This is a genomic window from Crossiella sp. NPDC003009, from assembly GCF_053591555.1.
This window is the reverse complement of sequence record NZ_JBSFUA010000006.1, coordinates 262,985-277,412: the sequence shown is the minus strand read 5'-3', so window position 1 is coordinate 277,412 and position 14,428 is coordinate 262,985. Positions and strand designations below refer to the sequence as shown.

Genomic DNA, 14,428 nt, shown 5'->3' with positions numbered 1-14,428 from the left:
CATCAACGCGCTGTGGAACATCGTCGACTGGACCGAGGTCGGCAAGCGCTTCGAGGACGCCCGCGCGGGCAAGAACGGCCTGCTGCTCCCCTGAGACCCGCGGTGCCCCGGGCGCGCGGCAGGGTCGCGCCCGGGACGCCACCGGGTCAGGCCGCCAGTTCGGCCACGGCGGCCGCGACCGTGGCCACCTCCTCCTCGGTGTTGTAGTAGTGCGGGGACAGGCGCAGCGCCCAGTCGACCTGCTTGTCCCGGAAGTCGAACTGGGCGAACTCGCGGAAGCTCAGCGCCGAGTTGATCCCGCGCTCGTCCAGGGCCGCCTTGAACGCCGCGGCATCCCACCCGGCGATCGCGAAGGTGACCATCGCGGACAGCCGCGGTCCTCGGTCCAGCACCCGCACCCCCGGCACCTCGGCCAGCCGGGCGCGCAGGTCCGCGCCGAGGGCGGGGGAGTAGCGCTCCACCTCCGCCATGCCGACCTTGAGCGCGTAGCGGGCCGCCGCCGCGCAGCCCAGCAGGGTCGAGTACGGGAACTCCCACTCCTCGAACCGGGCCGCCGAGGCCACCGGCTCATACCGGTCCGGCTCGGTCCAGCGGGCGCCGTACATGTCGATGAACAGCGGCTCGTAGCCCTCGCGCAGCACCCGGTCGGAGACGTAGAGGAAGCCCGAGCCGCGGGGGCCGCGCAGGTACTTCCGGCAGGTGGCCGAGAGCAGGTCGCAGCCGATCTGGGCCACGTCGAGCTCGAACTGGCCGACCGTCTGGCAGGCGTCCACCAGGTACAACAGGTCCAGCTCCCGGCAGTGGCGGCCGATCTCCGCGATCGGCTGCACCAGGCCGGAGTTGGTCGGCACGTGGGTGACAGCGACCAGCCGGGGCCGGCGGGTGCGCATCAGCGCGGCCATCGCCTCGACGTCCACGCCGGTGCCGTCGGCGTGGTCGGGCGCGTGCACGACCTCCACGCCGAAGCGCTTGCGCAGGGCCAGGAAGGCGATCTGGTTGGAGATGAAGTCGTTGCGGGTGGTCAGGATGACGTCACCGGGCTGGAACGGGATCGCGGACAGCGCCTTGGTGTAGGCGTGGGTAGCGCTACCGGCGAAAGCGATGTTCTCCGGGCGGCAGTTGATCAGCTCGGCGAGCGCGGCGTAGAAGTCGCGCACCTGCCCGGCCCGCGCCGCCGACGCCTCGTAGCCGCCGATCCGGGCTTCCAGGTCCAGATGTTCGTGCATGGCGGCCAGCACCGGCCGGGCGAGCAGTCCGCAGCCCGCGTTGTTGAAGTGGATGACCGACTCGCAACCCGGGGTGTCCGCCCGTAGCGCTGCCAGATCCATTGCGATAGCGCTATCGTTGTCTCTCATGTCCGAGAGTAGCACCGTGACCTGGCTGGCGGACCGGCTGCGCACCGAGGTGGCCCGGCTCGCGGTCGGCGAACGCCTGCCGAGCAGCCGCGACCTGGTGCGAAAGCTGGGCGTCAGCCCGGTGAGCGTGGCCAGGGCGGTAGCGCTACTGGCCGCCGAGGGGCTGGTGCAGACCAGGCCGGGCACCGGCACCTTCGTCGCACCCCGCCGGGCCACGCCCGCCCGCGGCGACACCTCCTGGCAGACCGTGACCCTGCCCAGCCGCCCGCTCGACCCGCTCACCGTCACCGACCTGCTCAGCGCACCCCCGGACGGCGCCATCACCATGGCGGGCGGCTACCTGCACCCGTCCCTGCAGCCCACCCGCGCCCTGGCCGCCGCGCTGGCCCGCGCCGCCCGCCGCCCCGACGCCTGGGACCGCGCCCCCTCGCAGGGCCTGGCCCCGCTGCGCACCCTGTTCGCCAGGATGGCCGGTGGCGACCTCGGCCCCGAGGACGTGCTGGTCACCGGCGGCGGCCAGGGCGCGCTGGCGATGGCCTTCCGCGCGCTGGCCGTGCCGGGCAGCCCGGTGCTGGTGGAGTCCCCGACCTACCAGGGCGCGCTCGCCGCGGCCCGCGCCGCCGGGCTGCGGCCGGTGCCGGTTCCGTTGGACGCCAACGGGATCCGCCCCGACCTGCTGGCCGACGCCTTCGGCACCGGGGCCCGCCTGCTCTACCTCCAGCCCGGCTGCCACAACCCCACCGGCGCGACCCTGGCCACCGACCGCCGCCGCCAAGTCCTGGAACTGGCCCGCGCCGCCAACGCCTTCGTCATCGAGGACGACTTCGCCCGCCACCTCGGCCACGCCGCCCCGCCCCCGCCACCCCTGGTCGCCGACGACCCGGACGGCACCGTGGTCTACCTGACCTCGCTCACCAAACCCGCCGCCCCGAGCCTGCGGGTGGGCGCGCTGATCGCCCGCGGCCCGGTGCTGGAACGCCTGCGCGCCACCAGGCTCGTCGACGACTTCTTCCTGCCCCGCCCCCTCCAGGAAGCCGCCCTCGAACTGCTCAGCACCCCGGCCTGGGACCGCCACCTGCGCGCCCTCTCCGCCGCCCTCACCGACCGCCGCGCCACCCTGGCCGCGGCCCTCGCGCGCGAGACTCCACAGTGGACAGTCAGCCAGCCGTCGACCGGCCTGCACCTCTGGCTCAGCCTGGACCGCGCGGAGCGGGACGTCGTGCGCGGGGCCAGGGACCAAGGCGTGACAGTGGTGTCCGGCCGCGGCCACTTCGCCGCCGAGCCGCCGGGACCGCACCTGCGGCTGAGCTTCGCGGCCGCCGCCGACCTCGCGGAGCTGGCGGAGGCGGCCCGCAGACTGAGCCGGGCCGCCCTGGGCTGATCGCAGGCTGGGCCGGACCGCCCGTGACCCGCTGGCTGAGCCGGGTTGCCCTTGGCTGACCGCGGGCTGGGCCGCGCCGCCCGCGACTGACCCCGCACAGCCGACAGCCCCCGGCACGGAAACCGGGGGCTGTCAGTGAGTGGTCGATCAATCAGAGAAGGACAGGTCCGCCAACGCGATCGCGCCCTTCGGCGTCTTGTTGAACGCCAGGTACACACTGTCCACCCGGGACAGATCAACACCGCTGAACGCGCTCAGCGGCACCCGGACCTGGTTGAACAGCAGGTGCGGGATGACATCCGGCGTGCCCGGCGGCACGTGCGGGTAGTCCAGGGCCTTGCCGAACTGCGCCACCGGCACCGAGCTGCGCCCGCCGGCCCGGTCGGTCACCACGACCTGCAGGTCCTGGGCCACCCCGGCCGGGTTGGCCGGGTCGGTGAAGTCCACCGCGGCCCGGAACCGCACCGCGCTGAACTTGCGCACGTCCTGGTACGCCACCGGAATCGTGTTGCTCAGCGTGTCCGAGATGTGCCCCCACAGCAGCCGCTGCGACGAGACTCCGAGCGTGCCCCAGCCGCGGTGCGGTTCCCGCTGACGGCTGGTCTGCTTGGTGTTCAGGCAGGAGGCGTCCGCGGTGCTCGCGGTGCCGCCGCACAGCCGGGAGGTCAGCGTGCCGCCCGGGACCACCTGGCCGCCCAGCTGGTTGACCTTGTCGGAGTCGGCCGCGGCGAACCGGTTGATGTCCAGCCGCCGGTTGTTCTGGCTCGGCGCGTGGTAGCTGACCAGCACCGTCGCCGGGGCGATCGAGGCCGGGGTGCCGACCTCGCCCTTCCACAGCGGCGCGAACGCCGCGTCGCCGCCGAGGTAGTGCCGGAAGAAGCTGCCCAGGTAGCCGTTGCCGACCTTGCGCTGCTGCTCCTCGGTCAGCCGGGTGGACTGCGAGGGGTGGCACTGCGAGCTGGTGTTGGCGGAACGCCAGTCATCCAGCGAACCGGCCAGGCCGCTGCTGGGCGCCCAGTTGGTGTTGAAGTAGTTGTGGTTGGCGCCCAGCACGGTGAAGATCGTGTGCACGCCGATGTCGTTGGCGTCGCTGTAGCGGGCGTCGTCGTAGTAGTGCACGCCCTGCAGGTCCGACAGGTCGCCGTCGCAGGTCGGGATCAGCGTGCCCACCGGCAGGTTCAGCGGGATCCGCCGGTGGAAGTCGGTCGGCGCCAGCGGCAGGATCGCCTTGATCGCGTACGGCTGCGGCCGCTGCGAGTTCAGCTCCACCGCCCGCACCACGCCCTCACCGCCGCGCGAGTGCCCCATCAACCCGATCTTGCCCAGGTCGAAGGAGCGCACCGCCTCCTGCGGGATCGGCGCGCCGGGCTGGTTCCGCCACTCCTGCCACAGGTCCAGGTGCTTGAGCACCAGGTGGCCACGGGCGACCATGCCGTACTGGGCGTCGGAGTTGTCCACCGCGTTGATGCCGTTGGCGCTGATGGAGACCACCGCGTAGCCGTGGCTGGCCAGCGCGCGGGCGGCGTAGTCGTAGCCGCGGTGGCTGGGGATCGGCAGCCTGCCCTGGGTGCACGGCCAGGCCAGCGAGGCGCTGCCGCCGGTGGGCGCGGACATGCAGGTGGCGTGCCTGCCGTGCAGGAACAGCGCCAGCGGGTACGGGCCCTTGGCCGCGTCACTCGGGTAGTACACCTGCCCGGCCAGCTCGACCGGCTTGGCGAACCCCGGCGGGGTGTAGGCGCTGTCGCCCAGGTCGTAGGGGGCCTCGCTGACCTGGTGCGTGCCGTTGACCAACGGGTCCGGCACGTCGGCTGGCGCGGCCTGCGCGGTGCCCGCGACGAGCATGGTGGCGGCCAGCGGGGTGAGCAGGGCCGCGGCGAGCAGGCGCCTCATCGCGGGCCTCCCATGGTCAGCGTGCCGACGGTGACCGGCGCTTCGTCGCCGTACCGGTAGGTCACGGTGGCGCCCGGCTTGAGCTGGACGTCCTCGGGCAGCACGGCCCTGGCCGCGTCCAGGTTCTCGGTCAGCAGGCCCCTGCCGACCGGCTTGCCGTCGATGAGCAGCACGTAGTCCAGCGCGCGGACCTCGAAGGCGGCCGAGACGGTGAGCCTGCGCAGCGGACGGCCGCGCTCGGCCACGGCCACCTCGTCCACCACAACGCCCTTGCCGTGCGCGAGCACCTTGCCTGCGGCGGCGGTGCGCACCTCGGCGGCGACCGCAGGCTCCGGTGCGGGCGGCAGCGGGTCGCCTGCTCCGGCGCCCGGTGCCACGGGCGCGTGCGGCACGGGCCGGGGCCGGCCCGACTCATCCGCGGATGGTGACTGTGCGTATAACGTGGCCACCGTCACGATCGAGGCGGCCACCGCCGCCAGCACGGCCACCCTGGCGAACCAGGTGGTTCGAGTTCTTCTGGGCAAATGAGGTCTCCCGCCGGTACTGAAACGGTTATCCGGTGGCTCAGAGGAGCCGGGATCTCACCGACCGTACGAAACGGTTAAACCTCCTGGTAGGGGCCGATTTGCTGGAGCCCGACCGACCGAAGGGGGTTCTTGTTCGAGATTTCAGTTCCACTTGACATGCAAGCCCCGAAACGGCCGCCCAGGTTGGTAAGGTGCGCACCTACTTTCTGTGATTTCAATTTTCTCCGCGCCGGAGACCTTCCGTTCCGCCGAGTTTGGCTCCACCGTTGTCATATGCGGGGAGGTAACTCTGGGGTCAGCACGCTGGACCGGCCACCACGGCCGGTGACCGCGCGCTGGAGACCCGTCTGGCCGGCGTACGCCGCCGCGGTCTGGGTGATCGCCTACGTGCTGTGGGTGTTCCTGGACCTGGCCGGGCACGTGCTCAGCGGCGACTACCTGAACGCGCCGCTGCTGGCCTCGGTGCTGGCCGACTCGGTGCTGCGGGCGGTGTGCGGCGTCCTGGCGCTGGCCACCGTGCGGCAGTGGCGGCACACCGTGCCGGATGGGCCGATGCTGCTGCTGGCCTGGGCCGCGGCCGGGGGCAGCCTGGCCTTCCCACTGCTGAAGTACACCCAGGCAGGGCTGGCCGGGTACGGCCTGGCCGAGCCGTGGCCGGGACCGCTGTTCACCGTGGCCTCGGTGGGACTGACCCTCGGCTCGGTGCTCTTCGTGCTCGCCGCGGTCTCCTTCCTCAACCGCAGCGTGGCGCCCCGCCGGTGGGCGATCCTGGGCCTGTTCCTCGGTTTCTGCGTGATGTACCTGCCCGTCTCGCACTGGTGAGACCGGTCAGCGCAGCAGCCCCGAGCGGAACGTGGACGGGGACTGGCCGGTCTCCCGCTGGAAGAACTTGCCGAAGTTGGTCGGCTCGCTGAAGCCGAGCCTGCGGCTGATGTTGGCCACCGGCAGGTTGGTGTAGGCGAGCAGACGTTTGGCCTCCAGGGCCACCCTGGCGTCGATCAGCTGTTTGGCCGCCTGACCGGTGGCCGAGCGGCAGGCCCTGGTCAGCGTCTTGCTGGAGCAGCCGAGCCGGTCCGCGTAGTCCTCCACCTGCCGGGTCTGGGCGAAGAAGCGCTCCAGCTCGCGCTGGAACTGGGCGAAGGTCGGATTGTTCCCGTTGCGCTCGGACTCACTCGGCCGGGGGAGCTGGGCGATCCGCAGCAGCAGCGTGGCCAGCAGGTGCCGCAGCAGCTCGGTCCAGGCGGTGTAGTCGCCGGTGTCGGTGCGCGCGTAGTCGGCGGCCAGCAGCTCCAGGTTCGCGGTGATCGCGGCCAGGTCCGGGCCGGCCAGCTGCCAGCGGACCGGGCCGCCGCGCCGGGTCAGCAGGTAGTCCGCGGCGCGCAGCCGGGGCGGGAAGGCGGGGGCGAAGAAGACCAGGCAGGCCTCCAGCTCGTCGTCCCTGGTGAACTGCTGCACCTGCCCCGGCCGCACCCACAGCAGCGTGCCGGGGCGGCACTCGTGCGCGACGAAGTCCACGGTGTGCGTGCCAGCGCCCGCGGTGACCAGGGCGATCAGGTGGAAGTCGATCCGCTGCGGGGCGTGCAGACCGGCCTGGCCGCCGGCCCGCTCGCGCAGCTCGGCCAGGGTGCCGCTGGCCATGCCGAGGCCGGGGAGCTGCGGGTTCTCCACCGCGCTGACTCCCCGGCCTGGCCGGTGCTGTCCGAAAACAACCCCCATACCCAGCGAGATTACCTTCCCCGGTAACGACTGTGACAGTTGCGACATCCGGACCTGGGTCTGATTGACCATCGTTTCACCGGGTGGGACGGTGGCGGGATGCTGCGAGCGATGGGCACCGCCTGGGTGGTGCGGGAGGCCGTGCCGGGCCCCGACGTGGACGAGTTCACCGATCCGCGCCAGGTCAGGGCCGCTTTGTCCGCGCAGACCGCGGGCCGGGTCACCCTGCTCGCCGTGCAGCACCCGCACCGCACGCCCGACTCGCTGGCCCACCACCGCGGCCTGAGCCAGGTGCTGCCGGACGCGCGCGCCAACCTGCGCCGCCTGCAACGTGAGTCCTACCGCAGGGTCGCCGACGTGGTGGCGCCCTACCAGGTGGACGGCCCGGACGGCAGCACCCTCGGCCTGCTCTGCCTGGCCGACCCGGCCGAGGTGGACGAGGTGCACGGCTCCGCGGTGCGGCGCACCGAGGAGGTCTACCCGGACATCGTGGCCGAGCGCGCCGCGGTGCTGGCCGAGCTGGGCTGCCTGACCAGCTCCGCGCTGCTGGTCCCGGTCTGCGGCGGCGCGGAGCTGACCGCCGCGCTGCGTACCACCGTGGCCGGGCTCGGCGACCCCGAACTGTCCATTGTGGACGTTCTCGGCAACCGGAACCGCCTGTGGCTGCTCGGTCCCGGGCCGCAGCGGGAGGAGCTGCTCGCGCTGGCCGGGCGGCACCCGCTGCTGGTGGCCGACGGCAACCACCGGGTCGCCGCCGCCGAGGCCGCCGGACTGGGTGGGCTGCTCGCGCTGGTCACCGCGGGACCGCTGCTGCGGGTCGGCCCGATCCACCGGGTGCTGGCCGGCACCGGCCTGAGCCTGGCCCAGGTGGCCGAGGCCTGGCGGGCGCACGGACTGACCGTCACCGAGGCCGACCCCGCCGAGGAGCCCGTGCCCGGCACCGTGCTGGCGCGCGCGGAGGGCCAAGCGGTGCGGGTCGCGCTGCCGCCGCCCCCGGCCGGGGAACCGTTGCCGCGCATTGACCACAGCGCGGTGGAGGAGACGCTGATCGCGGCCGCGCTCGGGCTGGACCCGGCCGGACGGAGCGTGCTGGCCGTGCCCGGCGGCCGCCGGCCCGCGCCACGGGAACCCGGTGATATCGAGCTGCTGATCGCGCCGGTGCCGCTGGCTGATGTGCTCGCGGTGCACGAGGCGGGGCGGCGGATGCCGCGCAAGAGCACCTACTTCACCCCCAAGCCGCGCAGCGGGCTGCTGCTGGCCGAACTCGACGCGCCCAGACTCGATGGAGGGACGGCGGGCGCTGGCGTGTCGTGATCGTGACCTGACGCGATATGCTACGGGCGGTAATTGCCCGGTTCTGGTGCGTGTTGCCATGCGAGGTGGGATTGAGCGCCGCGGGTCGCGCCGAGCTGGCCCGGCGGTGGACGGTGGCGGTCAGCACGGCCGCCTATGTGCCACTGTCGCGGGAACAGCTTGAGCAGCAGCTGCTCGACCTGGTCGACGAACTGCTCGACCTGGTCGCCGCTGACCCGTTCGACCCCCGCCCGGCCGGCCGGGCCGGCGCCCAGCTGGTGCTCGGCAACATCACCAGCAGGCTGGCCTTACGCCGCACCATCGAACTGCTCGGTGAGGGTTGCCGCCGTGAGCTGGCCGAGCGGCAGGGCTCGGTAGAGGAACCGAAGGTCACCGCGCTGCTCGCCGAGTTCGCCGCGGGCTTCGCCGAAGGGGTCCGCCAGTTGACCTTCAACCAGCAGGAAGAGCTCAAGAAGGCGCTGCTCAGCGCCAAACTGGACGCCGAACGGGAGCTGCGGGTCAGCGAGAGCCGCTTCCGCGAGCTGTTCACCGCCTCCGCCATGGGCATCGCGATCAGCGACCTGGACGGCAACTTCATCGAGGTCAACCAGGCCTTCACCGAGATCCTCGGCTACACCGGGCCCGAGCTGGGCTTCCTCACCGTGCCGGACCTGTTCGCACCGGAGGAGACCGCCGATCTGGCGCTGCTGTACCGGCACCTGGTGGACGAGCAGGTGGACCGGTTCCGCTGCCGCACCCGGCTGGTCAGCAAGGAAGCCGACAGCGTGTTCGCCTACCTCGCCGTCTCGCTGCTGCACGACGCGGACGGGCGGCCCAACGGGCACGTCACCATGGTCGAGGACCTGACCAACCTGCACCTGCTGCAGGGCCGGTTCAGCCACCAGACGCTGCACGACCAGCTCACCGGCCTGCCCAACCGGCAGTACCTGCACTCCCGGTTGCAGAGCGTGCTCGGCCGGGCCGAGGCCGGGCAGATCATCACGCTCTGCCACCTGGACCTGGACAGCTTCACCGTGATCAACGACGGGCTGGGCCACCACATCGGCGACGAGCTGCTCAAGACCACCGCGCAGCGGCTGCGGGCCGCGGTGGCCGGCCACAACGCGATGGTGGCCCGTTTCGGCAGCGACGAGTTCGCCATCCTGATCGAGGACTCACCCGCCCCGCCGGACGTGCCCGCGCTGGCCGCCCGGATCAACGAGGAGCTGACCGAGCCGACCTACCTGGACGGCTACGGGGTGGCGGTCACCGCCAGCATCGGCGTGGTGCAGCGCCCGGCCAAGGGCATGGTGGCCGCGGAGCTGCTGCGCGCGGCCGACCTGACGCTGCACCGGGTCAAGGCCAGTGGCAAGGCGCAGTGGGGCCTGTTCGACCCGGCCCGCGAGGCCCGCGACCGGGCTCGGTTCAAGCTGGCCGCCTCGATGCCGGGCGCGGTGGAGAACGGCGAGTTCAGCCTGCGCTACGAGCCGATCCGCTGGCTGGGCGGGCGGGAGCTGATGGCCACCGAGGTGCTGGTGGAGTGGGCGCATCCGGAGCTGGGGCCGCTGCCGCACCAGAAGTGCGTGGAGCTGGCCGAGAGCACCGGGCTGATCCTGGCGCTGGGCCGCTGGGTGCTCAAGCGGGCCTGCCGGGACGCCGCGGAGTGGCGGCCGCCGGAGGGTGATCCGCCGATCGTGCTGGCCACCCTGACCCCGTACCAGTCCCAGGACCCGGACCTGGTGGACGGCGTGCGCAAGGCGCTGGCCGAGGCCGGGCTGCCCCCGCAGCGGCTGCGGTTGCGGATGCCGCTGCGCGCGGTGGTCCGGGAGGACGGCGACGCCGCGGACAACCTGCGGGTGCTGGCCGACATGGGTGTCACGGTGGCCCTGGACGAGTTCGGCCGCGACTTCACCGACTTCGTCCGGCTGCCTGCGCTGCCGGTGTACGCGGTGCGCTTCGACCGGGTGCTGGTGCAGCGTCTCGGCGCCGAGCCCGATCCGCGCTCCTCGGTGGCCAGGGTGATGGCCAGCCTGACCGAGCTGGCGCACGAGATGGGCGTCAAGGTGATCGCCTCCGGGGTGGACAGCCCGGCCAAGCTGGACTGGCTGACCGGGATCGGCGTGGACGCCGGTCAGGGACCGCAGCTCGGGCCGCCCCGTCCCGCGGAGGCGTTCATCGCGGTCAGCGCGCACTCTGCGCTGTGACCTGACGGGCGGTCACCGACCCGTCCGCGGCCCGCTCACCCTGCACGGTCACGGTGGCTCCCGGCTGGATGTCGTTGACCTTGCCGGGCTGGCCGAGCTGCACCGCGGTGTCCGCGCTGAGCGTGACCTTGACCTCGGATCCGTTGGGTCCCTTGAGGTAGAGCGTGTCGCCCTCGATCCGGTCCACCGTGCCCGCAGTGGGCACGCGGCCGCCGGGACCCAGCTGAACGCCGCCGCGCTGGCCGGGGGCGGCGCTTTCGGAGTCGGCTGCCAGGGCGGTGGCGGCCCACATCCCACCGGCGAAGGCGACCGTGGCCAGTGCCGCCGCGGCCAGGCCGAGGGTGAGCTTCGAAGGGTGGGAACCGGGTGTGCTCGTCATGGCGGACATGCTTGGATCCGGAGGTGGGAGCGCGCTGGGCGCTGCCTGGCAACTGCCTGGGAAAGGGAAGCTCCATGAGCCGCCGGACCGATTTCCTGGACACCGCGCGGGTGGCCGCCGGGCTGCTGCGCGATCCGGCCCTGGCCCGCGACTGGGACAAACCGAGCGCGCTGCCCGAGTTCTCCGTCGCCGGACTGGCCGGGCACTTCGCGTACCAGGTCCTGGCCCTGCCCGCGATCCTGGACGGGCCGATCCCGCCGGAGCTGCCGATTTCGCTGCTGGAGCACTACAGCCGGGTCGAGTGGGTGGGCGCGGACCTGGACCACGACCTCAACGTGCGCATCAGGGACAGCGGCGAGCAGGCCGCGACCGAGGGTCCGGCGGCGCTGGCCGACCAGGTCGACGCGGCGATCGCGGACCTGGCCGGGCGGCTGCCGGACACTCCGGACCGGCCGGTGCGCATCCCGTTCTGGGGGCCGTGGTCGCTGTCCCTGGAGGACCTGCTGGTCACCCGCATGATGGAGCTGACCGTGCACGCCGACGACCTGGCGGTCAGCATCGGCGTGCCCACCCCGGAGTTCCCGGTCAGCGCGGTGGAGTCGGTGCTGGACCTGTTGAGCCGCTTGGCCTTGCGCCGTCGCGGCGCGCCGGCCATGCTGCGCGCGCTGACCAGGGCGGAGCGGGCCCCGGGGGACATCACCGCGTTCTGAGCCGGTCCGGCAGTGGGGCCAGGGGATACCGCTGCCAGAAGAAGGCGTCCGCCGCGTGCTGGTCCGCGGCGAAGTTCACCGCCGCCACGATCCGCCCGCGCTGGATCCGGTAGGCCAGCACCCAGGTGATGTCCAGGCCGGGCGGGCTGGTGCTCCAGCCGCGGTGCATGTCCACCACCCAGTCCCCGTCCGCGGCCAGGAACAGCACCTCCGCGCGGAACCCGGCCCGGCCCAGCTCGGTGAAGAACGCCAGCACCTCCTTGACCCCGGTCTTGGTGCCTGCCAAGGGGTGGTGGCCGGGGATGGTCCACCGGATGCCGGGGTCGAAGAACTCGCGCAGCGCGTTCAGGTCGCCCTTGGCGTAGGCGGCGTAGTAGCGGCGGATCAGTGCCACGTGCGGGTGTTCCTTGGTGCTCGCCTGTGCCGTGCCGCCGAGCAGGGCCGCAGCCACCGTTGCCGCGCCACCGGCCAGTACCGCGGCCCGGCTCACCGTTGTCTCTGTCATGCCGTCCAGGCAACCGCGTCCGCTTCACCGGGGTCCAATACCCGTGCCCATACCGTTCGGGCATGGCCGATGTGGACACCCGGCTGTTGCGCTACTTCCTCGCCGTCGCCGAGCACCTCAGCTTCACCGCCGCGGCCAAGGCGCTCTACCTCGCGCAACCCTCGCTCAGCCGCCAGATCCGGCAGCTGGAGGCGCGGCTGGAGGTGGAGCTGTTCGACCGCGGCAGCACCGGGATCCGGCTCACCGCCGCCGGTGCGGAGCTGCTGCCCGCGGCCCGTGCGCAGCTCGCCGACTGGCAGCGCACCCAGCGGCTGGTCCGGGCCGCCGCCGCGGCCGCGCGTGGCGCGCTGCGGGTCGGGTTCGTGGCCACCGGCTGGGGTCCGCTGGCGCGGCAGGCCCGCACCCGGCTGGCGCCCGGCGCGGTCGAGCCCCGGCGGCTGGACTGGGGTGGCGAACCCGAGGCGCTGCGCGAGGGCACGGTGGACATCGCGTTCGTGTGGCTGCCCGCCGACACCACCGGCCTGCACGTCGCACCGGTGGCCACCGAGTCCCGCTGGGTCGCGCTCACCCGCACACATCCGTTGGCGGACAAGGACTCGGTGTCCATCCACGACCTGCGCGAGGAACCGGTGATGTGGACCCGCCGCGCCCCGGCCGCCTGGGTGGACTGGTGGGCGGTCAACCCTCGCCCCGACGGCTCGACGCCGCGCTGGGGACCGGAGAACGACAACGTGGAGGAGATGCTGGAGGGCGTGGCCACCGGCGCGGCGGTCTGCATCGGCCCGGAGTCGATGGCCCGCTTCTACGCCCACCCGGACCTGGTCTGGCGGCCCATCACCGACGTCGAACCGCTCCGGATCGCACTGGCCTGGCCCCAGGACCGGTCCGGCGACCCGCTGTTGCGCGCCTTCGCACACGCCGTGCTGGCCGGGCGGGGTGATGGGGATCAAGGTGTGCCCGTCCCCCAGACGGGGTAACGCACAGGGAGCCGTTGTCCCAGAACCGGAAGGAGCCCTGTGCCCGCGTACTGGACCGACGTGCTGCTGCTGGTCGGCAGCACTCTGGCCGCCGTCGCGCTGGCGATCCTCGCCGTGGCCCTGCTGCACCGACTCATGCAGCGACTCGGCCGCCGGGCGCGCATCCTGGCCGACCTGGCCCGGCGGGCCTACCGCCCGGCCCAGTTCCTGGCCGGGCTGACCGCCATACAGCTGTCGTTGCTGCTGGGCGCGCCCAGCGGTGACTGGCGGGAACCCGTGCTGCACGGCCTCGGCCTGGCCCAGATCGCCGTGGGCGCATGGCTGGTGATCGCGCTGGTGCTGGTCTTCGAGGACACCGCGCTGGCCCGGATCCGGCTGGACCAGGCGGACAACCGGCAGGCCAGGCGGATGCACACGCAGATCACCCTGCTCCGCCGGGTCGCGGTGGCGGTGATCGCGGTGCTCACCGTGGGCGCGATGCTGATGACCTTCCCCGGCGCCCGCGCGGCGGGCACCAGCCTGCTCGCCTCCGCCGGTGTGATCGGCGCGATCTCCGCGCTGGCCGCGCAGTCCTTGCTGGGCAACGTCTTCGCCGGGATCCAGATCGCCTTCAGCGACGCGATCCGGATCGAGGACGTGGTGGTGGTGGAGAAGGAGTGGGGCCGGATCGAGGACATCACCCTGACCTACGTGGTGGTGCACCTGTGGGACGACCGCCGCCTGATCCTGCCCACCTCCTACTTCATGAAGACGCCGTTCGAGAACTGGACCCGGCGGGAGTCCCAGCTGCTCGGCACGGTCGAGCTGGACCTGGACTGGACCGTGCCGGTGGAGGCGCTGCGCGCCGAGCTGCGCCGTGCGCTGGAGGCCAGCGAGCTGTGGGACGGCCGGGTCTGCGTGCTCCAGGTGACCCAGACCACCAACACCCTGGTCCGGGTGCGCGCCCTGGTCAGCGCGGCCGACGCGGCCAGCCTGTGGGACCTGCGCTGCCTGGTCAGGGAGGACCTGGTGGGCTGGCTGCGCGAGCACCACGCCGAGGCGCTGCCGCAGCTGCGCGTGGCCCAGGCCCGCACCTACGGCCGGGTGGAGCCAGCGACCGCGACCGACGACGCGGACGCCAGGCTCTTCGGCGACACCCCGGACGGCAGGCGGCGCGAGCACGCCTTCAGCGGTCCCGCCGGCAACCCCGTCGAGAGCTGAGCAGCACCTCTTCCCAGGCGTTGAGCACCGAGAGCACCGTCCCCGCCAGGGCCACCGCGAGCGCCACCCGCAGCACGCCCTCGGCGGGGAACTCGCCCAGCACCACCACCAGCGCCCCGGCCTGCACCACGGTGAACAGCAGCGTGATGACCAGGCGACTGCTCACGGTCGACCCGTCCCGGCGAACCTGTTCCTGCTGGCTCATGACCTGACCCCTCTCTGCCCGGTCGAACTGGAGGAGTACAGGTGTAATGGCGTTTCCGCAGGTCCTCCGCGTCAGATGACACAGAA

The 14,428-nt window shown here is 72.7% G+C and carries 14 protein-coding genes and 1 pseudogene; 8 read left to right on the top strand and 7 right to left on the bottom strand.

Features of this window, described 5'->3' with window-relative positions; genetic code table 11:
* Window positions 1-94, top strand: a pseudogene (locus ACWDY5_RS09815) (superoxide dismutase); the annotation flags it as partial.
* A 52-nt stretch (window positions 95-146) separates the two neighbouring features.
* Here the strand turns inward: ACWDY5_RS09815 and ACWDY5_RS09810 are convergent.
* A complete protein-coding gene (locus ACWDY5_RS09810; RefSeq protein ID WP_449721870.1) occupies window positions 147-1,328 on the bottom strand; it encodes an aminotransferase class V-fold PLP-dependent enzyme in 1,182 nt (393 codons plus the stop codon).
* Between the two features lie 25 nt (window positions 1,329-1,353).
* Between ACWDY5_RS09810 and ACWDY5_RS09805 the strand changes: the two genes are divergently transcribed.
* Window positions 1,354-2,736, top strand: coding sequence for an aminotransferase-like domain-containing protein (locus tag ACWDY5_RS09805; RefSeq protein ID WP_449721869.1), 1,383 nt, complete (start codon window positions 1,354-1,356; stop codon window positions 2,734-2,736).
* A 147-nt stretch (window positions 2,737-2,883) separates the two neighbouring features.
* Here ACWDY5_RS09805 and ACWDY5_RS09800 read toward each other — a convergent pair whose 3' ends face one another.
* Together ACWDY5_RS09800 and ACWDY5_RS09795 are read right to left on the bottom strand one after the other, a co-directional pair.
* Window positions 2,884-4,626: a hypothetical protein gene (locus tag ACWDY5_RS09800; RefSeq protein ID WP_449721868.1), complete on the bottom strand. Its 1,743-nt coding sequence runs from the start codon at window positions 4,624-4,626 to the stop codon at window positions 2,884-2,886.
* Window positions 4,623-5,003, bottom strand: coding sequence for a hypothetical protein (locus ACWDY5_RS09795; protein WP_449721867.1), 381 nt, complete (start codon window positions 5,001-5,003; stop codon window positions 4,623-4,625). The genes ACWDY5_RS09800 and ACWDY5_RS09795 overlap by 4 nt, the downstream gene beginning before the upstream one ends.
* 423 nt (window positions 5,004-5,426) lie before the next feature.
* On the opposite strand from ACWDY5_RS09795, the gene ACWDY5_RS09790 reads away from it, so the two are divergent.
* The gene (locus ACWDY5_RS09790; protein WP_449721866.1) at window positions 5,427-5,975 is read left to right on the top strand and encodes a hypothetical protein; all 549 of its coding nucleotides are present in this window, start codon (window positions 5,427-5,429) and stop codon (window positions 5,973-5,975) included.
* Window positions 5,976-5,981: 6 nt separating this feature from the next.
* Here the strand turns inward: ACWDY5_RS09790 and ACWDY5_RS09785 are convergent, their stop codons facing one another.
* Window positions 5,982-6,869 carry a helix-turn-helix domain-containing protein gene (locus tag ACWDY5_RS09785; protein WP_449721865.1) on the bottom strand — a complete coding sequence of 296 codons (888 nt, stop codon included), beginning with the start codon at window positions 6,867-6,869 and terminating at the stop codon, window positions 5,982-5,984.
* Window positions 6,870-6,968: 99 nt separating this feature from the next.
* Between ACWDY5_RS09785 and ACWDY5_RS09780 the strand changes: the two genes are divergently transcribed.
* Window positions 6,969-8,183 (top strand): DUF1015 family protein, encoded by a 1,215-nt coding sequence (locus tag ACWDY5_RS09780; protein ID WP_449721864.1) that lies wholly within the window; start codon window positions 6,969-6,971, stop codon window positions 8,181-8,183.
* Between the two features lie 71 nt (window positions 8,184-8,254).
* Complete coding sequence (locus ACWDY5_RS09775; protein ID WP_449721863.1) at window positions 8,255-10,366, top strand: putative bifunctional diguanylate cyclase/phosphodiesterase; 2,112 nt, start codon at window positions 8,255-8,257, stop codon at window positions 10,364-10,366.
* Here ACWDY5_RS09775 and ACWDY5_RS09770 read toward each other — a convergent pair.
* Entirely contained in the window at window positions 10,344-10,745 is a 402-nt protein-coding gene (locus ACWDY5_RS09770) for a DUF5666 domain-containing protein (protein ID WP_449721862.1), read from the bottom strand. The genes ACWDY5_RS09775 and ACWDY5_RS09770 overlap by 23 nt on opposite strands.
* A 74-nt stretch (window positions 10,746-10,819) precedes the next feature.
* Here ACWDY5_RS09770 and ACWDY5_RS09765 point away from each other — a divergent pair, with 74 nt between their 5' ends.
* The gene (locus ACWDY5_RS09765) at window positions 10,820-11,455 is read left to right on the top strand and encodes a maleylpyruvate isomerase N-terminal domain-containing protein (protein ID WP_449721861.1); all 636 of its coding nucleotides are present in this window, start codon (window positions 10,820-10,822) and stop codon (window positions 11,453-11,455) included.
* On the opposite strand, the gene ACWDY5_RS09760 is transcribed toward ACWDY5_RS09765, so the two are convergent.
* Complete coding sequence (locus ACWDY5_RS09760) at window positions 11,442-11,960, bottom strand: nuclear transport factor 2 family protein (RefSeq protein WP_449721860.1); 519 nt, start codon at window positions 11,958-11,960, stop codon at window positions 11,442-11,444. The two genes, ACWDY5_RS09765 and ACWDY5_RS09760, sit on opposite strands and share 14 nt — an antisense overlap.
* A gap of 62 nt (window positions 11,961-12,022) precedes the next feature.
* On the opposite strand from ACWDY5_RS09760, the gene ACWDY5_RS09755 reads away from it, so the two are divergent.
* Both ACWDY5_RS09755 and ACWDY5_RS09750 read left to right on the top strand, forming a co-directional pair.
* On the top strand, window positions 12,023-12,937 hold the full coding sequence (locus tag ACWDY5_RS09755; RefSeq protein ID WP_449721859.1) for a LysR family transcriptional regulator: 915 nt from the start codon (window positions 12,023-12,025) through the stop codon (window positions 12,935-12,937).
* Between the two features lie 39 nt (window positions 12,938-12,976).
* Window positions 12,977-14,137, top strand: coding sequence for a mechanosensitive ion channel family protein (locus ACWDY5_RS09750; RefSeq protein ID WP_449721858.1), 1,161 nt, complete (start codon window positions 12,977-12,979; stop codon window positions 14,135-14,137).
* Here ACWDY5_RS09750 and ACWDY5_RS09745 read toward each other — a convergent pair.
* Window positions 14,103-14,342, bottom strand: a complete 240-nt coding sequence (locus tag ACWDY5_RS09745) for a hypothetical protein (protein ID WP_283659795.1) — start codon at window positions 14,340-14,342, stop codon at window positions 14,103-14,105. The genes ACWDY5_RS09750 and ACWDY5_RS09745 overlap by 35 nt on opposite strands.
* Window positions 14,343-14,428 lie beyond the last annotated feature (86 nt).